Origin of the sequence: Streptomyces sp. McG3 (assembly GCF_018619185.1) — a bacterium.
Taxonomy (GTDB): domain Bacteria; phylum Actinomycetota; class Actinomycetes; order Streptomycetales; family Streptomycetaceae; genus Streptomyces.
Genome location: NZ_JAAXYC010000126.1, coordinates 1 through 22,089 on the forward strand (window position 1 = coordinate 1; position 22,089 = coordinate 22,089).

The 22,089-nt window shown below is 73.2% G+C and carries 17 protein-coding genes and 1 pseudogene; 6 read left to right on the forward strand and 12 right to left on the reverse strand.

What is annotated here, in order from left to right; translation table 11 throughout:
• Positions 1-796, reverse strand: a 796-nt coding sequence (locus HET64_RS20690; protein ID WP_308370248.1) for a VTT domain-containing protein, incomplete at its 3' end; no start/stop codon positions are given.
• Positions 797-1,048: 252 nt separating this feature from the next.
• On the opposite strand from HET64_RS20690, the pseudogene HET64_RS20695 reads away from it, so the two are divergent.
• Positions 1,049-1,633, forward strand: a pseudogene (locus HET64_RS20695) (superoxide dismutase family protein); the annotation flags it as partial.
• Between the two features lie 197 nt (positions 1,634-1,830).
• On the opposite strand, the gene HET64_RS20700 reads toward HET64_RS20695, so the two are convergent.
• The 3 genes from HET64_RS20700 to HET64_RS20710 form a co-directional block, all read right to left on the reverse strand.
• Positions 1,831-2,280 (reverse strand): DoxX family protein, encoded by a 450-nt coding sequence (locus tag HET64_RS20700; protein WP_215107734.1) that lies wholly within the window; start codon positions 2,278-2,280, stop codon positions 1,831-1,833.
• A 117-nt stretch (positions 2,281-2,397) separates the two neighbouring features.
• Complete coding sequence (locus tag HET64_RS20705; RefSeq protein ID WP_215107736.1) at positions 2,398-4,125, reverse strand: alkaline phosphatase D family protein; 1,728 nt, start codon at positions 4,123-4,125, stop codon at positions 2,398-2,400.
• A 127-nt stretch (positions 4,126-4,252) separates the two neighbouring features.
• Positions 4,253-4,897 (reverse strand): HNH endonuclease family protein, encoded by a 645-nt coding sequence (locus HET64_RS20710; RefSeq protein ID WP_215107738.1) that lies wholly within the window; start codon positions 4,895-4,897, stop codon positions 4,253-4,255.
• A gap of 280 nt (positions 4,898-5,177) precedes the next feature.
• Between HET64_RS20710 and HET64_RS20715 the strand changes: the two genes are divergently transcribed.
• Positions 5,178-5,912 carry an ABC transporter permease gene (locus HET64_RS20715; RefSeq protein WP_215107740.1) on the forward strand — a complete coding sequence of 245 codons (735 nt, stop codon included), beginning with the start codon at positions 5,178-5,180 and terminating at the stop codon, positions 5,910-5,912.
• A 95-nt stretch (positions 5,913-6,007) separates the two neighbouring features.
• Here the strand turns inward: HET64_RS20715 and HET64_RS20720 are convergent, their stop codons facing one another.
• A complete protein-coding gene (locus tag HET64_RS20720; protein WP_215107742.1) occupies positions 6,008-6,670 on the reverse strand; it encodes an HAD-IA family hydrolase in 663 nt (220 codons plus the stop codon).
• 228 nt (positions 6,671-6,898) lie between these two features.
• Positions 6,899-8,071 (reverse strand): peptidoglycan-binding domain-containing protein, encoded by a 1,173-nt coding sequence (locus HET64_RS20725; RefSeq protein WP_251145619.1) that lies wholly within the window; start codon positions 8,069-8,071, stop codon positions 6,899-6,901.
• 246 nt (positions 8,072-8,317) lie between these two features.
• Here HET64_RS20725 and HET64_RS20730 point away from each other — a divergent pair, with 246 nt between their 5' ends.
• On the forward strand, positions 8,318-10,501 hold the full coding sequence (locus HET64_RS20730) for an MFS transporter (RefSeq protein ID WP_215107756.1): 2,184 nt from the start codon (positions 8,318-8,320) through the stop codon (positions 10,499-10,501).
• Positions 10,502-10,532: 31 nt separating this feature from the next.
• On the opposite strand, the gene HET64_RS20735 is transcribed toward HET64_RS20730, so the two are convergent.
• On the reverse strand, positions 10,533-11,018 hold the full coding sequence (locus tag HET64_RS20735; RefSeq protein WP_215107744.1) for a GNAT family N-acetyltransferase: 486 nt from the start codon (positions 11,016-11,018) through the stop codon (positions 10,533-10,535).
• A 61-nt stretch (positions 11,019-11,079) separates the two neighbouring features.
• Between HET64_RS20735 and HET64_RS20740 the strand changes: the two genes are divergently transcribed.
• Positions 11,080-12,222: a serpin family protein gene (locus HET64_RS20740; RefSeq protein WP_215107745.1), complete on the forward strand. Its 1,143-nt coding sequence runs from the start codon at positions 11,080-11,082 to the stop codon at positions 12,220-12,222.
• A gap of 147 nt (positions 12,223-12,369) precedes the next feature.
• Positions 12,370-14,514, forward strand: a complete 2,145-nt coding sequence (locus HET64_RS20745) for a bifunctional glycosyltransferase 87/phosphatase PAP2 family protein (protein ID WP_215107746.1) — start codon at positions 12,370-12,372, stop codon at positions 14,512-14,514.
• A gap of 129 nt (positions 14,515-14,643) precedes the next feature.
• Here the strand turns inward: HET64_RS20745 and HET64_RS20750 are convergent, their stop codons facing one another.
• Positions 14,644-15,903, reverse strand: coding sequence for a cytochrome P450 (locus HET64_RS20750; protein WP_215107748.1), 1,260 nt, complete (start codon positions 15,901-15,903; stop codon positions 14,644-14,646).
• A 304-nt stretch (positions 15,904-16,207) separates the two neighbouring features.
• Here HET64_RS20750 and HET64_RS20755 point away from each other — a divergent pair, with 304 nt between their 5' ends.
• Positions 16,208-17,386: a steroid 3-ketoacyl-CoA thiolase gene (locus HET64_RS20755; RefSeq protein WP_007459261.1), complete on the forward strand. Its 1,179-nt coding sequence runs from the start codon at positions 16,208-16,210 to the stop codon at positions 17,384-17,386.
• Positions 17,387-17,401: 15 nt separating this feature from the next.
• Here the strand turns inward: HET64_RS20755 and HET64_RS20760 are convergent, their stop codons facing one another.
• From HET64_RS20760 to HET64_RS20775, 4 genes are read right to left on the reverse strand one after another with little or no spacing between them, the layout of a single operon-like run.
• On the reverse strand, positions 17,402-18,280 hold the full coding sequence (locus HET64_RS20760; RefSeq protein ID WP_215107750.1) for an ECF transporter S component: 879 nt from the start codon (positions 18,278-18,280) through the stop codon (positions 17,402-17,404).
• Positions 18,277-19,989: an ABC transporter ATP-binding protein gene (locus HET64_RS20765; protein ID WP_215107752.1), complete on the reverse strand. Its 1,713-nt coding sequence runs from the start codon at positions 19,987-19,989 to the stop codon at positions 18,277-18,279. The genes HET64_RS20760 and HET64_RS20765 overlap by 4 nt, the downstream gene beginning before the upstream one ends.
• The gene (locus HET64_RS20770; protein ID WP_215107754.1) at positions 19,986-21,161 is read right to left on the reverse strand and encodes an energy-coupling factor transporter transmembrane component T; all 1,176 of its coding nucleotides are present in this window, start codon (positions 21,159-21,161) and stop codon (positions 19,986-19,988) included. The genes HET64_RS20765 and HET64_RS20770 overlap by 4 nt, the downstream gene beginning before the upstream one ends.
• On the reverse strand, positions 21,158-21,832 hold the full coding sequence (locus HET64_RS20775; RefSeq protein ID WP_215107757.1) for an SCO2322 family protein: 675 nt from the start codon (positions 21,830-21,832) through the stop codon (positions 21,158-21,160). Before HET64_RS20775 ends, HET64_RS20770 begins: the two co-directional genes overlap by 4 nt.
• Positions 21,833-22,089: the final 257 nt, after the last annotated feature.

Sequence of the window (22,089 nt, forward strand, 5' to 3'; positions counted from 1 at the left end):
GGGGGGGGGGGGGGGTGGGCGACGGCACGGAGATGAGCGGGGACGTCCTCGGCGCAACGGATCCGGATGCGGATGCGGACCCGGGGGTGGATCCGGCTCCGGATGCCCGTGCCTCCATGGCCGTCGGCGCCGGCTTCGTCTCCGCAGCCGTCGTCGCTGCCTCATCAGTCCCGGCTTCGGCCGCCGTCCGTGCCGCCGGGCGTTTCACCAGGAACGTGGCCAGCGCGCCCGCCACGAACAGGGCCAGTACGGAGACGGCCGTGCCGAACCACGTGGAGCCCAGCCACCGGCCGCCGAAGTAGCCGAGGCCCACGCTGTAACCCGCCCATGCCAGACCCGCCAGTGCGGACCAGGGAAGGAAGTCCCGCTTCCTGCGGTGGGCGGCGCCGGCGCAGAGGGAGACCACGGAGCGGCCCGCGGGTGCGAACCGGGCGATGATCACCAGCGCGCCGCCGCCCCGGCTCAGTGCCGCACCGAGACGTTCCTGCGCGGAGGTGAGTCGCCGGGAGCGCGCGATGGCCCGGTCCAGCCGGTCGCCCCCGCGCCAGGCGAGCCGGTACGCGACGAGGTCGCCGAGCACCGAGGCGGTGGCCGCGCACAGGATCAGTACGAGGAGCGAGGGAACCTGCCCGCCGGCGCCGCTGACGGTCGTGGTGCCCGCTGCCGCCGCCGTGGCGGCCGTGATGACGAGAACGCCGCTGGGCAGCAGGGGCAGGAAGACGTCCAGGAGAACGGAGAGGGCGACCACCGCGTAGATCCATGGGCTGCTGGTCAGCGCGGCCACACTCTCTGGCACCGTCTACTACTCCCCGTTCGTGTCAACGCCGCGACGTCGCAGGGGAGCGGCATGGGCGGCAGGTTCAGCTGTACAGCGTACGCGTGAGGGTCATCCGGACGCGGCCCAAGGCGGGTGATGTTGTGCAGGTCACGTACACCTGGAGGCCTTGTGCCCGTTAGGCGGGGAGAACGACCGGCACGAGCGAGGAGCAGCGCATGACGGCATGGATGGTACGGACGGGACGCGGTCCGGCGCACCCGTTTTTGGGGCGGCGCGGCGGACGCCTCCGGCGGCCACGGCGGCCACGGCGCGCAGGGGGCTCCCGCGGCGGAGGTCTCGGCGCGGGAGCCGGGTGCCGGCGGAGATCCGAGCCGCACGGATGACGTCGTCGCCGTGGGCGGCAGTTCGTGGATGCGGGCCGCGGGGGTGTTCTCCCCGCCCGGATCCTTCGTGCCGTCCGACGCATTGACGTACGACACCCGGTTGGTACCGGCGGGCGCGCGGATCGAGGTCACACAGTTCGCGGATCCGTCCGGCACCCGGGTCGGGGCGCGGCTGCGGGGGCTCGTGCCCGGCCGTGCGTACGGGATGCACGTGCACACCTCGCCCTGCGGCGCCGATCCCGCCGCCGCCGGGCCCCACTACCAGCACCGCCCGGCGGCGACGGCGGACCCGGTCAACGAGGTGTGGCTGGACTTCCGGACGGACGAGGAGGGCGACGGGCGCGCGGAGGCCCTGCACGGCTGGGGCTTCCGCGAGGACGGGGCGCGGTCGGTGATCATTCATGACCGGCAGGGCGGTGCGGGGGAGCGGGCGGCTTGCTTCACGGTGCCGTTCGGGCCCCACGGGCGATAGCGACGGGGCTCCGCACCCTCGGGCGGACGACGGCGTACGGCGGTGTCCCGCTCCTCCGTGTCACCGGAGGGTCGGGGCACCGCCGTACGTCCCCGTCGCTCCGTGCGAGGAGGCTGCGGGGCAACGCCGAGACGGCAGGGTCGGCCCCCAGACAACAGGGTCGGACCGAGACGGCCGGGTCGGCCCGAAATGCCGATTCAGACCGAGACGGCCGGGGTCTTGTCGCGCCGGGGCGTGTCCTCGGCGCCGGCCGCCGTGTTCCGCGAACCGAAGAAGCGGTCCAGAGCGACGGTTCCCGGGCCGGTGAAGACCAGCAGCAGGAACGCCCAGCAGAACATCGCCGCGCCCTCGCCCCCGTTCTGGAGCGGCAGGAACGCCTCGGGCTGGTGCACCTTGAAGTACGCGTAGGCCATCGACCCCGAGGCGAGGAAGGCGGCAGCGCGGGTGCCCAGGCCCAGGGCGACCAGGGACCCGCAGACGAGTTGGATCAGAGCGGCGTACCAGCCGGGCCAGGCGCCGGTCTCCGCCTGGTTGCCGCCGAGGACACCGAAGAGCGTTGCGGCGCCGTGGAAGGCGAAGAGCAGGCCGACGACGAAGCGGAAGAGGCTGAGGACGTAGGGCTGGGCCTGGTTCAAGCGGATGAGCATGGGGGGTGGGCTCCTTCGGTCGTGGTGGGGACGTGAACCGATTGAGCGCCACAGGTTAGGGAGACCTCATCAATGCTTGCAACTTCAACATTCTGTCGAGTGGCTGAAAATCGCCTCCTACTCAGGGGTGAGTGAACGCTCAAGAACCGCTTCGAGCTGGTCTCCCTGCTTGCCCGCCTTGGCCTGGACCAATGTCAGCGCAGACTTCCGGCCATGCAAGGTGAGCGTCATGAGTTGGTTGCCGAACCAGGGGCCGCCCGCCTTGTCCCAGATCACCGGCGACGCACCCGTGCGGCCGTGGCGGGACAGCAGTCGGCCGATCCGCCGACCTGCCCGGCTCCAGCCGAAACGGAAACCCGTTCGGATCGACCGGGGGATCGAGTTGTGCACGGGTGAGCAGGTCAGCTGAAGGACACGGGCGATCGGGGCGCCCCCGGAGCGGGGACCGGAATCGGTCCCCGGGGCGGATCCTGGTCCGGGACCGGACTGCGGCCACCGTGGCTCGGCGATGTAGGCGTGGTGCACATCGCCCGAGAGGACGCAGACCGTCGCCGGGGCGTCCGGGCCGCTCCCCGCTTCCCGCAGCAGCTCCGTGAACCGGTCGAAGGATTCCGGGAACGCGGCCCAATGTTCCAGGTCGGACGCGCGGCGCAGCTTCTCGCCGAAGCGTGCCCAGCGTTGCCCGCGTACGCCCGCGCACAGGGCCGCGTTCCAGCGCTCCGCGTCATGGACGAGCGGGGGCAGCAGCCACGGCAGGGAGCTGCCGATGAGGAGATGATCGTATGAAGAGGGGTCGTCCAGGACCGCGTCCCGCAGCCAGTCGGCCTCCTCGGTGTCGAGCATCGCCCGCTGCTCCTCGGCCAGGACGCGGGCCGCGCGGGTGTCGACCATCACCAGCCGTACTCGGCCGAAAACACGCCGGTAGCTCCACCGGGTACGCGCGGGATCCGCGTCGGTCTCGGCGGCGAAGCGGCGCAGCGTCTCGGTGCCGTCGGGCGATGCCCTGACCGCCGCGTACACGGGGTCGGCGGCCAGTTCGGCGGGGGAGAGATTGCCCAGGTGCTGGTGGACCCAGTACGACATCAGCCCGCTGACGATCCGTTCGTGCCACCAGGGGGTGGCGCGCATGTCCCGCTGCCAGGCGGCGCTGGTGTTCCAGTCGTCGATGACGTCGTGATCGTCGAAGATCATGCAACTGGGGACCGTGGAGAGCAGCCAGCGGACCTCCGGATCGCGCCAGGATTCGTCGTAGAGGTAGGTGTACTCCTCGTAGTCCGCGATCTCCGTGCCCGGCGGCTCGTCCAGGTCCCGGCGGGCGGCGAGTCTGCGCCGGGTCGCCCCGGAGGTCTCGTCCGCGTACACCTGGTCGCCGAGGAGCAGCAGGACGTCGGGCCGTTCGGCCGCCGGATCCGCGGCGAGGCGAGCGGCCAGGGTCACCAGGGCGTCCGGCCCCACGGGGTCGTGCCCGCCGCCGGGAGCGGCCGCCCACCGGCACGACCCGAACGAGACCCGCACCCCGTCCGGCTCCGCCCCGGCGACGTCCGGAGCCGCCGCGGACGGCGTGGTGATGGTGCTCGGCGGGAGGCGGGAGTCGTCGGGCGGCCAGACGCGCCGGGCTCCGATCAGCACCTCGTAGGCCGTGGTGGAACCGGGGGTCAGCCCCTCCACGACGATCAGGGCGTAGTGGTGACCGGCCACCGAGAAGGTGGGCGCCGCCCCCGAGGCGCCGTCCGCGCACCGGACCTCCACGGTGCACGGACGGCTCGCCTCGACCCAGACGGTCGCGGTGGTCCCCGACTCCCAGTCGACGTACCGCAGCAGTGGTCCCAGGCGGAGCCCGGTCATGTGATATCTCCTCGCGACGCCGTCACGGATGGGGTCCGTAACGTACAGAACGCGGGAGGAGGGTGCACGGGTTCCGGTGGGCGGGGGCTGTGCGGCGGGTCGGGGAGTCAGCGGTTGCGCGCGGTGGTCAGCAGCCGTTCAGGGCGGACTGCAGGGCGCTCTTCTCGGCGGAGTCCACGGTCAGGTCGTACTGCTTCTTCACGTGGACCCAGGCACGGACGTAGGTGCACGTGTACGAGGAGCTCGGCGGCATCCACTCGGCCGGGTCCTTGTCGCCCTTGGACTGGTTCACGTTGTCGGTGACCGCGATGAGCTGGGGGCGCGTCAGGTCGTTGGCGAACGACTGGCGCTGGGCGGTGGTCCAGCCGCTCGCGCCGGAGCGCCAGGCCTCGGCGAGCGGGACCATGTGGTCGATGTCCACGTCGGACGCGGCGCTCCAGGTGGCGCCGTCGTAGGGCGAGTACCAACTGCCGCTGACCGCGGCGCAGGAGGAGTCCTGCTGGACGTTCGTGCCGTCGCGCTTGAGGACCACCTCGCGGGTGTTGCAGGCTCCCGACTGGGTGATCCAGTGCGGGAACTTGTCGCGGCTGTAACCGCTGGACGAGCCCTCCGCGCCGACGGTGAGCTGGCCGAGGTAGGTGCGTGCGGTCGCCGCGCTGACCGGGGTGGGCATGGCGGCCTGCGCGCTCGGGGCGGTGAACAGGGTGGACGTGGCGGCGAGCGCGGCGGTTGCGGCGACGACGGAAAGGCGACGCGCGTAGACACCGGACATGCGAACTCCCTTGATGTGGGGGGTGCTTGGGCGGGCGTGCGTAGGCCCGGCCATCGTGGCGACGCCAGGTTTCTGTGGGGTGGGCGTCAGGTAACAGAGTGGCGACATGTGCACGTCACATCAAGGGGTGTGCAAGGGGAGTGACGGATCGCGGGAGCGCGCGGAGGCGTCACGCACGGTTTGTCCGGGTGGCGTTGGGCCTCCGCCGGAGGCCCGGGGGCGCTCGCGTTCCTGGGCGCGCCCCCGGGAGGGGCCCTGGAGGCGGCCCTATCGTTGCCGCGTGCTGCTCCCGGTCTCCCTCACCCTCGGTGTCGTGCTCGCCGTCCTGCTGGTCCTCGCCGCCGCCGTCGCCGCGTGGGCCTCGCTGGGCCGGTCGCGCGAGATCCTCGTCGCCGGGGTGCGGGCGGCCGTCCAACTCGCCGCCGTGTCCCTGCTCATCGGCTGGGTGGTCCGCTCCCTGGCGCCGCTTCTCGGGTTCGTGGCGCTGATGTTCGCCGTGGCCGTGTGGACCGCGGGGCGCCGGATCACCGGCAACCGCACCTGGCGCTGGGCGGCCGTGCCGATCGGGGCGGGCGTGCTGCCCGTGGTGGGGGTGCTGCTGCTGACGGGGCTCGTGCCGGTCCGGGGCCTGGCGCTCATCCCGGTGGCGGGCATCCTCATCGGCGGGGCGCTCACCGCGACGGTGCTCGGCGGGCGGCGCGCCCTGGACGAACTCGCCGGCCGGCGCGGGGAGGTGGAGGCGGGCATGGCCCTCGGGCTGCTCGACCGGGACGCCAGGCTGGAGATCGTGCGGCCCGCGGCGTCGGACGCGTTGCTGCCCGGGCTCGACCAGACCCGGACGGTCGGGCTCGTCACCTTGCCCGGGGCGTTCGTGGGCATGCTGCTGGGCGGCGCCTCACCCGTGGAGGCGGGCGCCGTGCAGCTGTTCGTCCTGGTGGCGCTGATGGCGGTCCAGGTGGTCGCCGTCGCGGCGGTCCTGGAACTGGTCGCGCGCGGGCTGTTGCACCGGGAGTGAGCCCCCGCTCCGGAGAGAGGGGGGGGGCGGCCCGGGCTGTCGCACCGGGAGTGAGTCGGTCCCGCTCCGGAGAGAGGGGCCGGCCCGGGGTGTGCTCAGCCCTCGTCGATGTGCAGGCGGATCGAGCCGTCCTCGGCCGCCTCCACGCGCACCCGGGTCAGATCCTCGACATGGGCGTCCGGCGCGAGGGCCGCGGCGCGCGGGCCGACGCCCACGACGCGCATGCCCGCCGCCCGGCCTGCCGCGATGCCCGCCTCGGAGTCCTCGAACACGATGCAGTCCGCCGCGTCGAAGCCCAGCTCCGCCGCGCCCTTGAGGAAGCCCTCGGGGTCCGGCTTGCTGGCGCCGACCTGCTCGGCGGTGACGCGGACGGCGGGCATCGGCAGCGCGGCGGCCCCCATCCGGGCCGTCGCGAGCGCGGTGTCGGCGGAGGTCACCAGCGCGTGCGGCAGCTCGGCGATCGCGGCCATGAACGCGGGCGCCCCGCCGATCGGCACGACGCCCTCGACGTCGGCGGTCTCCTCGGCCAGCATCACCCGGTTGTCCGCGTAGTTCTCCTCCACCGGGCGGTCCGGGAGCAGGACGGCCATCGTGGCGTACCCCTGACGGCCGTGGACCACCTTGAGCGCGTCCTCGGGGTCCAGCCCGTGCTCGATCGCCCAGCGCCGCCAGCAGCGCTCCACCACCGCGTCGGAGTTCACGAGGGTGCCGTCCATGTCCAGCAGGAGGGCTTGTGCGGTGAGGACGGTGGGAGGCATCGGCTGCTCCAGAACGCGGGGAGGTGTGCGAACAGCCCGGGTGCGCGTGCCGCGGGGCATGACGTACACGGGCTGCGAAGGGGGTGCGGTACGAGGTGTGCCGTACCGCGTGAGGTGAACAGAGCAACCCCCGCCCGCCGGTCAGGGAGTGCGGGCGGGAGCTACTTTGTTCCATCACGATACAAAAACCGGGGCCGGAACGCCAATCCCCCTGCTCGGCGGTCGGGCTCAGTGGGCTCGGTGGCGCCCGCCCCCGTTCGTCTCCTCCTCCAGCGCGCGCCGGGTGTTCGGCCCGTACACGCCCGTCGGATCGCCCTGGATGGCCTTGTACGACTGGTAGATCGCCACGGAGTACGCCACCTGGTCGCTGTAGGAGCTCCCGTCGACCGGCCCCGAGTAGAGCCATTCCCCGACGGTCCGGAGCCGGACCTGCAGCTCGGCCACCTCCGGGCCCCGGTCGCCCGGGCGCAGCGAGGAGCCGGCCAGCGCCGGGGGCGGATCGGCGGGCGGCGCGGCCGGCGGAGTGCCGCCGTCCGGTGTGGACGACGCGCTCACCGTCGGCGCAGCGGACGCCGTGGCGGTCGGCTCGGGCTCCCGGCTCTTCGTCGGTGAGGCGGACGCGGACGGCGATGCGGACGGAGTGGCCGAGGGGGACTGCGTACGGGGTGGCGCGGCCGGCGCGGAGGGGGACGGGGCCACCGAAGCGGCCGGTTCGTCCTCGGTGTCCGGGACGCTCGTGGTGGCCTCCGGCAGGGCCTCGTCCCCGCTGTCGTCGCCACCGAACAGCCCGCCGGCGAAGGCGGCCGTGCCGACCACCGCGGCCACGGCCGCCCCCACGGCGAGAGCCCCGAGGGGGCGCCTGCGGCGCGGTCGCACGGGATCGGGGGCGAAGACGGGGGCCGCGCCCGCGGTGCGCCTCCGGCTTCCGTCCGGCACGGTGCCACTGCCGTCCGGCGCGGAGCCCGTTCCCGCGCCCATGCCGCCGTTCGGGCCGTCGCCGCCCAGGAACAGCGGCATGGTGCTCGCCGCCGCCCCCGGATCGATCGCGGAGCCGGGGGCCGGCGGGCCGGTCCCGGTGGCCGCGCCCTCCCGCGTACGGGAAGCCGCGTCGTCCCGCGTCCCTGTGTGCCGCGCGCCCTCCCACGTACCGGACCCGGAACGAGGCCCCCCGGCCCCGCCTCCGCCGGCCCCGGAGTGGTCCGTCAGTGTCACGTACGGCCGGATGCGCAGCGGGTCGAAGTCCTCGGCCGCGGCGATCTCCGCCGTACGGGCGGCGCGCTGTTCGTCCTCCGTAAGCCGGGCCGACGGCGCGCCGGCGCCGCACCGGCACGGCACCCGGTGCTCCGTGCCGGGCTCCCCGGCCGTCCGTCTCCCGCACTCCGGGCATGCGTGTCCGGTCATGGTGGGTCCCCTCCCCTTGAGCTGCCTGCGATTATGCAGCCCGCTCCGGGGAAGCCCAACGGCCCGCTGGGGCTCGGCCCGCCCCCGGCAGGCCATAACGGGGCGAAACGTCCAGGATGGGGGTGTAGTGGATCAGTGGATCAGTTGATCAGTGGATTCGGCGGATCAGCGAACTCAGCGGATCAATGATGCAGCGGATCCGTGGATTCAACGGATCAGTGGATGCAGCGGATCGAGGAGACGCCCATGGCCCAGCAGCTGAGCCCGTCACCCCCGGCGCCCGGTGAGGGGCAGTCCCACCGGAGCGTGCTGGTGGCGATCGGAGCGCTGCTCCTCGGCATGCTGCTCGCGGCACTCGATCAGACCATCGTCTCCACGGCGCTCCCGACGATCGTCAGTGAGCTCGGCGGCCTCGACCACCTGTCCTGGGTGGTGACCGCCTACCTGCTGGCGGCCACCGCGGCGACCCCGCTGTGGGGCAAGCTCGGCGACCAGTACGGCCGCAAGAAGCTCTTCCAGACCGCGATCGTGATCTTCCTGATCGGCTCCGCGCTCTGCGGGGTCGCCCAGAACATGCCCCAGCTGATCGGCTTCCGGGCCCTCCAGGGGCTCGGCGGCGGCGGGCTGATGGTGCTGTCGATGGCGATCGTCGGCGACCTCGTCACGCCGCGCGAACGCGGCAAGTACCAGGGGCTCTTCGGCGCGGTCTTCGGCGTGACGAGTGTCCTCGGACCTCTCCTCGGCGGTTTCTTCACCGAACACCTCAGCTGGCGCTGGGTCTTCTACATCAACCTGCCGATCGGCGTCGTCGCGCTGGTCGTCATCGCGGCCGTCCTGCACATCCCGGTCCGCCGCGAGAAGCACACCATCGACTACCTCGGCACCTTCCTCATCGCGGCCGTCGCCACGGCCCTGGTGCTCGTCGCCTCCCTCGGCGGTACGACCTGGGCCTGGAGCTCCCCGCAGATCATCGGGCTCGCGGTGCTCGCCGTCGTGCTGCTCGTGGCCTTCATCGCCGTCGAGCGGCGCGCGGTCGAACCCGTACTGCCGCTGAAGCTCTTCCGGATCAGGACCTTCGCCCTCGTCGCCGTGATCAGCTTCGTCATCGGCTTCGCCATGTTCGGCGCGATGACCTACCTGCCGACCTTCCTCCAGGTGGTCCACGACATCACCCCGACGATGTCCGGCGTGCACATGCTGCCGATGGTGTTCGGCCTGCTGATCACCTCGACCGGCTCCGGCCAGATCGTCAGCCGCACCGGCCGCTGGAAGGTCTTCCCGGTCCTGGGCACGGCCATCACCGCTGTCGGGCTGCTGCTGCTCCACCAGCTCGACGAGAACAGCTCCACCTGGCTGATGAGCGCCTTCTTCTTCGTCTTCGGCGCCGGTCTCGGCCTGGTGATGCAGGTCCTCGTCCTGGTCGCCCAGAACTCCGTCTCCTACCAGGACCTCGGTGTCGCCACCTCCGGCGTGACGTTCTTCCGGTCCATCGGCTCCGCGTTCGGCGTGGCCATCTTCGGGACCGTCTTCGCCAACCGGCTGACCGGGCAGCTCACGGACGCCCTCGCCGGGCAGTCGCTGCCGCCGGGTGTCGACGCGGGGCGGCTGGCCGCCGACCCCCGGGCCATCGGGCAGCTCCCGGCCGGCCTGCGGCCCTCCGTCCTCGGCGCGTACTCCACCTCCATCACGGACGTCTTCCTGTACGCCGTCCCGGTGGTCCTCCTGGCCTTCGTCCTCGCCTGGTTCCTCCGTGAGGACAAGCTCCGGGGCTCGGTGACCGCCCCCGACACCAGCCAGACGCTCGCCTCCAACCCCGTCGAGCGCTCCTCGTACGACGAGTGCGCCCGCGCCCTTTCGGTACTCGCGACCCGGGAGGGCCGCCGTGAGATCTACGAGAAGATCACCGCGCGGGCGGGGTACGACCTGCTGCCCGCGGCCAGCTGGCTGCTCCTGCGGATCAAGCGGCACGGCACCGTCGAACCCGCCCGGCTCGCCGAGACGGCACCCGTGCCCCTGCACGTGATCACCGATGCGGCCCGGCAGGTCGAGGAACGCGGGCTGGCCCGCCGGGAGGGCCTGCAGATGATCCTCACCGACACCGGGGCCGAGGCCGTCGTCCGGCTCTCGCAGGCCCGCGAGGACTCCCTCGCCGAACTCCTCGGCGACTGGTGGGGCCCCGAGCGCCCCACCGACCTGGTCGGACTCGTCAGCGAACTGACCGCCGAGGTCAGCGGCTCGACCAGGGAGCGCCCCCATGCCCCGCGGACGCCCCGCGACCACGAGGCCCACCTGAACCAGGACGAGCGCGAGGCCCAGGAACGGCGCTTCGACGAGCGCGAGGGCCACGAACGGCGCTTCGACGACCATGAGGGCGGCGACCGGCGACCCGACGACCCTGACGGTCACGGCCGCCACCACCCGCCCGCCTGAGCACCTGGCTCGCCCGGGCCGGGCGCTGCCGTCACAGCTCCTTGGCGAACCAGTGCTCCGCGTACTGGCGCCGGTGGAACGCCGGCACCTCCCGGTACCCGTGCTTGGTGTACAGCCCGCGCGCCTCGACCAGATCGTTGCGGGTGTCCAGCCGCAGCAGCCGTACGCCGTACGCCCTCGCCGCCTTCTCCACCGCGGCCAGCAGCAGTCCGCCGCCGCCCGTGCCCCGGAACGCAGGGCGCACGTACACCCGCGTCAGCTCCGCCGTGCCCGGACCGGCGGCCTCCGTCAGCACCAGCCCGGCGCAGCTCGCCGCCTTGCTCCCGTACCGGCCGACGACGAACTGCCCGGTCGGCGGTACGAGCAGGTCGGCGCCGTCGCCGTCGAGCCCGTCGTCGATCTCCTCGGCGGTGGCGGGCCGCTGCCAGTAACGGCTCGCGACCTCGTCGTAGTAGTCACGGCGCAGGGCGCTCGCGTCGGGGGAGTCGAATCGTTCGGTGGCCACGGTCCAGGTCATGTGGGGCATTCTTGCTGCCGCACGGCCGAGAGACGAAGCATTTTATGTGCAGGGGGCAGTAGTGACTGATGTGTCCGCGACCGCGACCGACGCCGCGACCACCACCGGAGCCGTCCAGCGCCTCGCCGAGCGCTGGATACGGGACGGCATGGCAGCGGGAGGGGACCCGGGCGGTACGGGGACGGGCACCGGCTTCGTGTGCTCGCCCGCCGGGCTCTGGCTCGCCCTGGCCGCCGTGGCCGCCGGTGCGCGCGGCGCGACCGCGGCCGAACTGCGGGCGCTCCTCGGCACCGCGGACCGGGAGGCCGCGCCGGTCGTCACGGCGCTGGCCCGCGCGCTGGCCCGGACCGGGGCGCTGGGCGTGGCCACCCGGGTCTGGAGCCGGGTGCCCGTCCGCCCCGCGTTCCAGGAGGCGTTGCCGGACGTCCGCTTCGACCCGATGGACCCGGCGGCCGTCGACGCCTGGGTCCGCGAGGCCACCGGAGGGCTGATCGAGCGGCTGCCGCTGGAGATCACCGACGAGACCCTGCTCGCGCTGGTCAACGTCCTGGCGCTGAAGGCCCGCTGGGAGGATCCGTTCGAGGCCCGGCGGACCCGGGACCTGCTGTTCACCGACGCGGCGGGGACGGCCGGTCCGGTGCCGACCATGGTCAAGGACGTGCCGTCGGCCGACGCCTGGACGGCCGGCGGGGCGTACGTCGTCGAGCTGCGTTGCGAGAGGGAACCCGGCGGCCTGCCCGGGGCCCGGGTCCGCCTCGTCCTGGGGGAGCCGGGGGCCGGGGCAGGCCGGGTACTGCCCGTGGGCTGGGCGCCCCGGGGCGCGGGAGCCCCGCTGGACACCGACCGGGTGACCATCGGGCTGCCCCGGCTCACCCTGCGGACACGGGTGCCCGTCACCGGGCAACTGGCCTCCCTCGGCATCCGGCTGGCCCTGACGGACGCCGCGGACTTCTCCGGGCTCTCACCCGAACCCCTCGCCATCTCCGACGTGGTCCAGGAAGCCGTGCTGAAGATCGCCGAGGAGGGCGTGGAGGCCGCGGCCGTGACGGTGGTCGCGATGCGGGCGGGCTCGGCCCCCGGTCCGCAGCGGGTGCACCACATCGCCTTCGACCGCCCCTTCGGCGTCGTCGTGCTGGCCGGGACCGAGGACACCCCGCTGTTCACCGCCTGGCAGGCGGAGGCCCCTGCCGACCCGAACGCCTGAGACGTCTTGGAGGCCCCGTCATCCCCACGGACGACTTCTTCCGGACCGCAGCAGGATGACAGTCAGGCAAAGAGGGGGTTGATTGTGTCTACCTCGTAGGGCAATGCGAGGCTTCATCCGGCATGGCCCCACGAGAAGGGGCGATGCATGGAACGGTGGGAGGGTCGGCGCAGCGTGGTGAATGCGGATCACAGTGTGCGCGGTGACACGGCGACGGACACGGGAGGGAGGACCGGGCTGATCCGGGCCCTGCTCTGGCTGGTCGTGGCCGTGCTGGCGGTACGGCAGGTGGCGGTGGTGCTCCGGCAGCCACCGGGGGAACGGCTCCTCGATCTGGAGACCTGGACCGGGGAGAACGGTGTCCTGCACGTGACGGGCTCGCTGTACGACAGCGGCCGGTTCACCGGCACGCCCTTCGCCGGGCTGGTCCTGAAACCTCTCACCGCTTCGGCCCAGGAGGCCCTGGGCGTCGCGTGGACGTTCGGGTCCCTGCTGCTCGTCGTCGCCCTCGGCATCGTCGCGGCCCGGGCCCTGCCCTCGCCGGTGGGCCGCCGGACGGCCCTGTTCGCGGCCCCCGTCGCGATCAGCCTGCTCATGCTGTCGCTGCCGGTCCGCAACACCCTGCACCTGGGCCAGACCAGCATCCTGCCCGTCCTCCTGGTGCTCCTGGCCTGCTTCGTCGTCCGGGAGCACCGGGCGGCGGGCGTCCTCGTCGGTCTCGCCGCCGCCTTCCAGCCCGTGCTGCTGCTCTTCGCCGCCCTGCTCTGGCTGACCGGCAGACGGCAGGCGTCGCTGAGCGCGGGCGTGACCTTCGCCCTCGCCACGGCCGCCGCCTGGGCGGCGGCGCCGAAGGACTCGTGGACGTACTGGGTGCACCATCTCGCGGGCGCCGGACTGGGGGAGCGGCCGGACAGCCTCGCCAACCAGTCCCTGCACGGGGCGCTGCTCAGGCTCGGCCTCGAAGGCCCCGTGGAGATCGCCCTGTTCCTGGTGCTCGCCGCCGCCGTCGTGGTCGTCGGACTGCGGCGCGCGGTGCGGTACGCGCAGGACGGGCAGCTGCTCCTCGCGGTGGCCGTGACCGGCTGCGTCGTGGTCGCCGTCTCGCCGACCGCCTGGCAGCACCAGCTGCTCTGGGTGCTCCTCGCGGTCGTCGGCAAGGTCGGCAAGCGGGCCTCCGACCGGCTGGTCTGGCCGTCCGTGGTGCTGCTGGTCGTCACCCTGCCGGCCACGATGCTGCTGCCGAACATCGAGGCGCTCTTCCCGGTCCGCGACAACGCGCTGCTCCTCGTGGCGCTCGGCGCGGCCTGCCTCGCCCCGTTCGTGCCCCGCACCTCGCCGTACTGGCAGCACCCGGTCCCCACCGACTACGCGAAACCGGTCGCGGCGCGCTGGAGACGCGTGCCGCTCCTGCCGTTCTGGCGCCGGGTCCTCACCCGCCCCAACCTGCTGCTGGAACTCCTGCTCATCCGGGTCGTCTACGACGCCTACGCCCAGGTCCGTCTCGCCGCCAGGGCGGGCCGCCCGCTCGCCGAGGAGCACGGCCGGCAGATCCACGCCATCGAGCAGTGGCTGCACATCGACATCGAGCACTGGGTCAACCACACGGTCGTGGGGATCACCTGGCTGCGTGAGTTCTTCGACTACTACTACTCCACGTTCCACTTCATCGTCCCGCTGACGATCCTCGGTGTGCTGTACGCGCGCCGCCCCGCCGACTACCGCTGGGTCCGCTCGTCCATCGGCTTCGCCACCCTGCTCGCGCTCGTCGGCTTCTGGCTCTACCCCCTGGCCCCGCCCCGGCTCATGCCCGGCCTCGGCTTCATCGACACCGTCCACGGGGTGCAGGACTTCGCGAAGCCCGACTACGGGACGCTGACCACCGTCACCAACCAGTACGCGGCGATGCCGTCACTGCACTTCGGCTGGTCGCTGTGGTGCGGTGTGGTCATCGTGATGCTGGCCCCGAGGCTCTGGATGAAGGCGCTCGGCCTGCTCCACCCGCTCTTCACGATCGCCGCGATCGTGGCCACCGCCAACCACTGGGTGCTCGACGCGGCCGGCGGCGCACTCGTCGTGGCGATGGGCTTCGGGCTGACGTATCTGCTGTCGGGGCCGCGGAAGCTCGTGACCGGGCAGGACCAGGTGACCGGGACGGCGACGGAACCGGCGGAGCCGCCAGCGGCCGAGGCCTCCGAAGCCGCCGAGGTCACGGAACCGGCCGAGGTCGCGGAACCGGCCGATCCCGCCCTCGTACCGGACCATGAACCCGCCGAGAGGGTCGGCGGCAAGTAGCAGCAGGCAGAAGGGGTGCCGGGACGGCCGAAAACCGTCCCGGCACCCCTTCCGCATGGATCGCCGCGTCCTCCCGCGGTCCTCCCGCCCGGTGCCGCCCGCCACCCGGACGGCACCGCGCGGCCGGTGTCAGGTGGCCGCGACCGTCGTCACCTGGAGCTGCTTGATCCCGTTGAGCCAGGCCGAACGCAGCCGCCGCGGGTCCTCCAGGAGCCGCAGGTCCGGCAGCACGTCGGCGATGGCGTTGAAGATCAGGTCGATCTCCATCACGGCCAGCGACTTGCCCAGGCAGAAGTGCGGGCCGCCGCCCCCGAACCCGAGGTGCGGGTTGGGGTCGCGGGTGATGTCGAAGGCCTCCGGGGCATCGAACACCTCGGGGTCGTTGTTGGCCGAGGAGTAGAACAGCCCCACCCGCTCGCCCTTCCTGATCCGCTGACCGCCCAGCTCCAGGTCCTGGGTGGCGGTCCGCTGGAAGGAGACGACCGGGGTCGCCCAGCGCACGATCTCCTCGGCCGTGGTCTTCGGGCGCTCCCGCTTGTAGAGCTCCCACTGTTCGGGGTGGGTGAGGAAGGCGTGCATGCCGTGACTGATCGCGTTACGGGTCGTCTCGTTCCCGGCCACCGCGAGCAGGATCACGAAGAACCCGAACTCGTCGGAGGACAGGTTCCCTTCGCCCTCCGCCGCGACCAGCTGGCTCACGATGTCCTGGGCCGGGCACTCCTTGCGGGCCGCCGCCAGGTTCATCGAGTACGCCACGATCTCCATCGCCGCCTCGGCGCCGACCTCCTCGGTGATCGCGTACTCCGGATCGTCGTACGCGGCCATCTTGTTGGACCAGTCGAAGATCTTCGAACGGTCCTCCTGCGGTACGCCGATGAGCTCGGCGATGGCCTGGAGCGGGAGCTCCACCGCGATGTTGGTCACGAAGTCGAAGGAGCCGCCGGCGTCGGCGTCGGCGGACGCCAGGGCGGTCTCGACGATGGAGCGGGCCCTGGAGCGCAGGGCGGTCTCCAGGGAGCGCACCGCGCGCGGGGTGAAGCCGCGCTGGACGATCTGGCGGACCCGGGTGTGCTCCGGCGGGTCCATGTTCAGCATGATCAGCTTCTGCACGTCGATCTGGTCGCGGCTGATCGTCTCGTTGAAGCGGATGACGGCGGTGTTGGTGTTCGAGGAGAACAACTCGGGGTGCGTGGAGACGTACTTGACGTCCGCGTGACGGGTGACGGCCCAGTAGCCCTCGTCGCCGAACCCGGAGGTGTTGCGGGGCTGGGTGCACCACCAGACCGGCGCGGTCTCCCGCATCAGGGTGAACTCCGGGTGTGGCACACGGGCTTGGAGGAGGTCGGGATCGGTGAAGTCGAACCCGTCGGGCAGATGGGGGCAGCGCATGGGCACCTCTCCACTCCGGAACAGTCGGCGAACCGTCCTTCGGCCGCGACTGTCTGACGCTCCATCAGAAGTTGCCCGCAAGGTAGTAACGAGTTCTACAAGTGGCAAGGGCCGTGGCCGGATCTGTTGCCTCCGCGCCCGGTGCGGACCCGCCGCCTCGCCGTAGGGGCGCACGCGTGGTGCGTGCACGCCCCTTGCGCAGCCGGGCCGCCGTCACGAGACTGCCAGGAGAACTAGAACGCGTACTAGTTCCTTCCGCGGGCGCCGGGACGCCCCTGCGGAAGCGCGAGGAGAGGACGAGCTCATGGCCGCGGAACCCGTCATCGTCGAAGCCGTACGCACTCCCATCGGCAGGCGCGGAGGCGCACTCGCCAATCTGCACCCCGCCTATCTGCTGGGCGAGACCTACCGTGAACTTCTCGGGCGCACCGGCATCCAGGCCGACTGCGTCGAACAGATCGTCGGCGGCACCGTCACCCACGCCGGTGAGCAGTCCATGAACCCGGCCCGCAACGCCTGGCTGACCGTGGGGCTGCCGTACGAGACCGCCGCCACCACCGTCGACTGCCAGTGCGGCTCCTCGCAGCAGGCCTCCCACATGGTCGCCAACATGGTGGCAGCCGGGGTCATCGACGTGGGCATCAGCTGCGGCGTCGAGGCGATGTCCCGGGTGCCGCTGGGCAGCGGCTCCAAGCACGGTCCGGGAAAGCCCTGGCCCGACGAGTGGAACGTCGACCTGCCCAACCAGTTCGAGGCGGCCGAGCGCATCGCCCGCAAGCGCGGTCTGACCCGCGAGCGCGTCGACGCGCTCGGGCTGCTCTCCCAGCAGCGGGCGGCCGCCGCCTGGGCGGAGGAGCGCTTCAAACGTGAGACGTACGCCGTCCAGGTCCCGACCACCGAGGAGGAGCAGGCGGCCGGGCAGGGCATGTGGCGGCTCGTCGACCGGGACGAGGGGCTGCGCGACACCTCGATGGAGGCGCTCGCGGGGCTCAAGGCCGTCATGCCGAGCGCGATCCACACCGCCGGGAACTCCTCGCAGATATCGGACGGGGCCTGCGCGATCATGTGGTCCTCCAAGCGCATGGCCCGGGCCCTGAAGCTGAAGCCCCGGGCCCGGATCGTGGCTCAGGCCCTCGTCGGCTCCGACCCGCACTTCCACCTGGACGGCCCGATCGACGCGACCCGGGCGGTGCTCGGCAAGGCGGGCATGACGCTGCGGGACATCGACCTCGTCGAGATCAACGAGGCGTTCGCGTCGGTGGTGCTGAGCTGGGCGCAGGAGTTCGAGGCGGACCTCGACGGCCTGGAGAAGGTCAACGTCAACGGTGGCGCGATCGCGCTGGGCCACCCGGTCGGAGCGACGGGCGCCCGGCTGATCACCACGGCCCTGCACGAGCTGGAACGCCGGGACAAGGAGTTCGCGCTCATCACGATGTGCGCGGGAGGGGCCCTGGCGACGGGCACGATCATTCAGCGGCTGTGACCCCGTAACGGCACTTCACGGTGGGCCCGGGGCCGTCCCCTCGGGCTGCCTCCCGGGCTCCTCCGGCTCCCCGAACACGGCGCGCGCGTCGAAGGCGGCGCGACGGGTGGCCCGGCGCAGCGCCTTCAGCAGCGTCGGGCCGAGCGTGAGGGTCAGGACCACCGTCAGCACCGCCCGCCCCAGGTCCCAGCCCAGCGAGGTCGCGGCGCAGTAGGCGAGGAAACGCACCAGGTTCTCGTGCAACGGGTCGCCCGCGACGAACGAGATCCCCGATCCAAGACCGGCGATGAGCGTCCAGCCCTGGAGATTCATCACCGTGCCGTACGCGAACGCCGCCACGCAGCCATACACCGCCAGCATCGCCAACTCCGCCCGCCCGCGCAGCCGGTCCGCTCCCGGCAGCAGCCCCGCCCCCATGGTGAACCAGCCCATCGACAGCATCTGGAACGGCATCCAGGGTCCGACCCCGCCGGTCAGCAGCGCCGAGGCGAACATGGTCACCGAGCCGAGCACGAAGCCGAAGCCGGGCCCCAGCACCCGCCCGCTCAGCACCATCAGGAAGAACATCGGCTCCAGGCCCGCCGTCCCGGCGCCGAGCGGACGCAGCGCCGCCCCGACCGCCGCCAGCACCCCGAGCATCGCGACGGCCTTCGCGTCCATGCCCGACTCGGAGATCGTCGCCACCACCACCGCGACGAGCAGCGGCAGCAGCGCCGCGAACAGCCAGGGCGCGTCCTTCGCGTGCGCGAGCCCGGACCCGGCGTCCGCCAGCAGCGGCCACCCGAAGGCGACCACGCCGACGGCCCCGGTCAGCAGCAGGACGGCGACCGACTTCGGTCCGAGCCGCACGGGCCGGGCCGCCCGGTCCCGGACGCCGGCCTCCTTCCCGCTCATACGCCCGCCTCCAGCGCGCCGCGCACCTGGGACACGGTCAGCCACTCCTGCGGGGCCAGGATCTTCGCCGTCTGCGGGGCGAACGCGGGCGAGGAGACCACCACCCGCCCGGTCGGGCCGTCCGCGACGACCTCCCCGTCGGCGAGGATCACCACCCGGTGCGCCAGCTCCGCCGCCAGTTCCACGTCATGTGTCGCCAGGACGATCGCGTGCCCCCCGGCCGCCAGGCCGCGCAGCACGCCGACGAGCCGGGCCTTCGCCGCGTAGTCCAGACCACGCGTCGGTTCGTCCAGCAGCAACAGCGGCGGGCGGCCCGTCAGCACCAGCGCCAGGGCCAGGGCGAGCCGTTGGCCCTCGGAGAGGTCCCGGGGGTGGGTGTCGTCCGCGACGCCCGGCAGCAGCTCCGACACCAGCGCCCGGCAGGAACCCTCCGTCGCGCCCGCGTCCCGGTCGGCGGCGGCGCACTCGGCGGCCACCGTGTCCGCGTACAGCAGATCGCGCGGCTCCTGCGGTACGAGGCCGACCCGGCGCACCATCGCCCGCGGGTCCGTCCGGGCCGGGGCCAGGCCGCCGACGCGCACGGTGCCCGAGGTGGGCTCGATCATGCCGACGAGCGCGCCGAGCAGCGTGGACTTGCCGGCCCCGTTGCGGCCCATCAGGGCCACCGTCTCGCCCGGGGCCACGGTGAGCGTCACCCGCCGCAGCGCCTCGACCCGGCCGCGCCGCACCCCGAGCCCGTCGACCCGGGTGACCGGATCGGCCCCCGGGGCGGCCGGGACGTCGGCCCCGCGCCCCAGGAGCCGGGCGAACCGGCCGGGCCGTGACCGCTCGGCGACGACCGGAACGGGTGCCCCCGGCATCCCCGACACCTCCGGGGGAACGGGCGGCGACGCCTCCGCAAGCCGCTCCCGCAGTCCGCCCGCCCCGCGCCGGGCGTCCCGTACCGACAGGGGCAGCGGGTCCCAGCCCGCGAGCAGCCCCAGCTCGGCCACCGGCGGCCGTACCGGCGACACCTTCATGATCTCGGCGGGCGGCCCCATCACGGGGGCGGCGCCCGGGGCGGGCAGCAGGACGACCTGGTCCGCGTACTGCACCACCCGCTCCAGCCGGTGCTCGGCCATCAGCACGGTCGTGCCCAGGTCGTGCACCAGCCGCTGGAGCACCGCGAGGACCTCCTCGGCCGCCGCCGGGTCCAGCGCGGAGGTCGGCTCGTCCAGCACCAGCACCCTCGGGTGCGGGGTGAGCACCGAACCGATCGCCACCCGCTGCTGCTGGCCACCCGACAGGGTCGCGATCGGCCGGTCGCGCAGCTCGGCCAGGCCCAGCAGATCGAGCGTCTCCTCGACCCGGCGGCGCATCACGTCGGGGGCAAGACCCAGCGACTCCATGCCGTACGCGAGCTCGTCCTCGACGGTGTCCGTGACGAAGTGCGCGAGCGGGTCCTGGCCCACCGTGCCGACCAGATCGGCCAGTTCACGGGGCTTGTGCGTACGGGTGTCGCGGCCGCCCACCGTGACCCGGCCCGAGAGCAGCCCGCCCGTGAAGTGCGGGACGAGCCCGGAGACCGTACCCAGCAAAGTCGACTTGCCGACACCGGAGGGGCCGACGAGCAGGACGAGTTCGCCCTCGGGGACCGTGAGATCGACGTCGGACAGCGTGGGGTGCTCCGTGCCCTCGTAGCGCACGGAGACCCGCTCGAACCTGATCACGCCTGCTCCTTGTCGCGATGCGCCGGTCCTGTCGTGGCCCGGGACGACGGCGGCACGGGGGCGACCAGCGCCGGCAGCAGCCCGACCAGCACCGCCGCGGCGGGCCACAGCGGCAGCACCGGAGCGGTCAGCGGTACGACACCGGGGCGCATCGCGTCCGGATCCACCGCACCCGCCCAGATCATCGCCGCCGCGACCACCGCACCCGAGCACGCAACCAGCCAGGCCCGGACGCCCCACCGGTCCGGCCGGTACCGGGTGCGCACCGAGCGCCGCCCGCCGAGCCGCAGCCCGGCCATGGCCGTGACCAGACCGGCCAGCAGCAACGGCAGCCCGTACACCGCCCCCTGCGCGGCCAGCAGCCCGTACGTGCCGGCGCACACCCCGAGCAGCCCGCCCAGGGTGAGGACGTTCGTGGTGTGCCGGACGGCGGCCGGGACCCGCGCCGTACGCCCGTACCCGCGCGCGTCCATCGACGCGGCCACCGCCACCGACCGCTCCAGCGCCCCCTCCAGCACCGGCAGCCCGATCTGCGCCACGGCCCGCACGCCTCCGGTCGGCCGGCCCCGCAGCCGGCGCGCGGTGCGCAGCCGGACCACATCGGCCACCATGTTCGGCGCGAACGTCATCGCGACCACGACGGCGACCCCCGCCTCGTACAGCGCACCCGGCAGCGACTTCAGCAGCCGCGCCGGGTTGGCCAGCGCGTTCGCCGCGCCCACGCAGATCAGCAGCGCGGCCAGCTTCATCCCCTCGTACAGCGAGAAGACCAACTGCTCGGCGGTGACCCGGCCGCCGATCCGCACACCCCGCGCCCAGTCGGGCAGCGGCAGTTCGGGGAGGACGAACACCGTGTGGGTGCCGGGGATCGACGAACCGAGGAAGACGGAGAACAGCAGCCGCAGCGCCACGACGAACAGCCCGAGCTTGACGAACGCGCCGTACGAACGGGCCCACGGCGCATCCGTCCGCCGCGCCGCCACCACGTACCCCGCCACCCCGACCAGCAGCCCGAGCAGCAGGGGGTTCGTCGTCCGGGACGCGGCGGTGGCCAGACCCAGCGCCCACAGCCACCACGCCCCGGCGGGCAGCGCGTTGCCGCGGTCCGCCTCGGGGGCGTGCAGGGCACGGCGCAGCAGCCGGGCCGACGCCGGGGCGGGGGAGGCGGTCACCGGCGGCGGCGGGCCTGGACCACGGCGGCGACGCCCAGCAGCAGAACGGCGCCGATACCGACGAGGAGCCCGACGGACGGACCGCCGCCGCCGTCTCCGTCGGCCTCGTCCGCAGCCGTGCCCGAGGCGGTGGCGGAGGGTGTCGGCTTCGCGCTGCCGTCCTCGCCGGACACCTGCTCGCCGCAGCCCGACTTCGGGTAGCCCGAGATCGCGCAGAGCATGGCGCTGCTGTCGTACCGCAGCGGTTTCGCCACCGCCGCGAGCGCCTCCGCGGAGCTGGCGTCCGGTGCGACCCGCGCGCACGCCGTGCGCGGGGCGGGCGGCTTCTCCCCGTCAGGGGCGTCCGCCGCCGTACCGGGGTCGATCACCAGCGCCACCCGCTTCTGCCCGTCCTTCGCCGGTGTGCCCGCGCAGATCGCCCCGAAGTCGGGGGCGCGGCGCGGCTGTGCGGCATCGCCCGAGTCCTCGCTCACGGCGAACCGGAAGCCCTGGACCGCACCGTCGTCCGGGCGCAGCAGCGAGGGCCCCTGGGTGGCGTACTCCCAGTTCTTGCCGTTGCCCTCCCAGAAGGACCAGTAGCGGTAGCCGGCGGCCTCGGCGCTGCCCGCGCCGAGCAGGACGGCCGAGGCGGCGACCAGGGCGGCCAGCAGTGCGACGAGGGGATTCCGCAACCGGGCGACGGCCGGATTCCGGAGCCGCGCGGCTGCGACGAGGGGCCGGAGCCGCGCGGCGGCGGGGTTCCGCGGTAGCGCCGGGACCGGCGTACGCCTCACGGCTGCTGCTTCTTCCGGCGCATGCTCAGCAGGAAACCGATGCCCGCCCCGGCGACGAGACCGATGCCGATCAGCCACCCCAGGCTCAGCCCGCTGTCGTCGCTGTCGGTGCCGCTGGAGGGCTGCGGGCCGGTCGGCGTGGGCGAGGGGAGGGC

Coding starts and splice junctions, on each gene's coding strand:
- HET64_RS20760 (WP_215107750.1), bottom strand. CDS start 18,280: ATGAGCGGGAAGGAGGCCGGCGTCCGGGACCGGGCGGCCCGGCCCGTG.
- HET64_RS20720 (WP_215107742.1), bottom strand. CDS start 6,670: ATGCCTCCCACCGTCCTCACCGCACAAGCCCTCCTGCTGGACATGGAC.
- HET64_RS20730 (WP_215107756.1), top strand. CDS start 8,318: ATGGCCCAGCAGCTGAGCCCGTCACCCCCGGCGCCCGGTGAGGGGCAG.
- HET64_RS20745 (WP_215107746.1), top strand. CDS start 12,370: ATGGAACGGTGGGAGGGTCGGCGCAGCGTGGTGAATGCGGATCACAGT.
- HET64_RS20705 (WP_215107736.1), bottom strand. CDS start 4,125: ATGACCGGGCTCCGCCTGGGACCACTGCTGCGGTACGTCGACTGGGAG.
- HET64_RS20755 (WP_007459261.1), top strand. CDS start 16,208: ATGGCCGCGGAACCCGTCATCGTCGAAGCCGTACGCACTCCCATCGGC.
- HET64_RS20750 (WP_215107748.1), bottom strand. CDS start 15,903: ATGCGCTGCCCCCATCTGCCCGACGGGTTCGACTTCACCGATCCCGAC.
- HET64_RS20735 (WP_215107744.1), bottom strand. CDS start 11,018: ATGACCTGGACCGTGGCCACCGAACGATTCGACTCCCCCGACGCGAGC.
- HET64_RS20725 (WP_251145619.1), bottom strand. CDS start 8,071: ATGACCGGACACGCATGCCCGGAGTGCGGGAGACGGACGGCCGGGGAG.
- HET64_RS20710 (WP_215107738.1), bottom strand. CDS start 4,897: ATGTCCGGTGTCTACGCGCGTCGCCTTTCCGTCGTCGCCGCAACCGCC.
- HET64_RS20700 (WP_215107734.1), bottom strand. CDS start 2,280: ATGCTCATCCGCTTGAACCAGGCCCAGCCCTACGTCCTCAGCCTCTTC.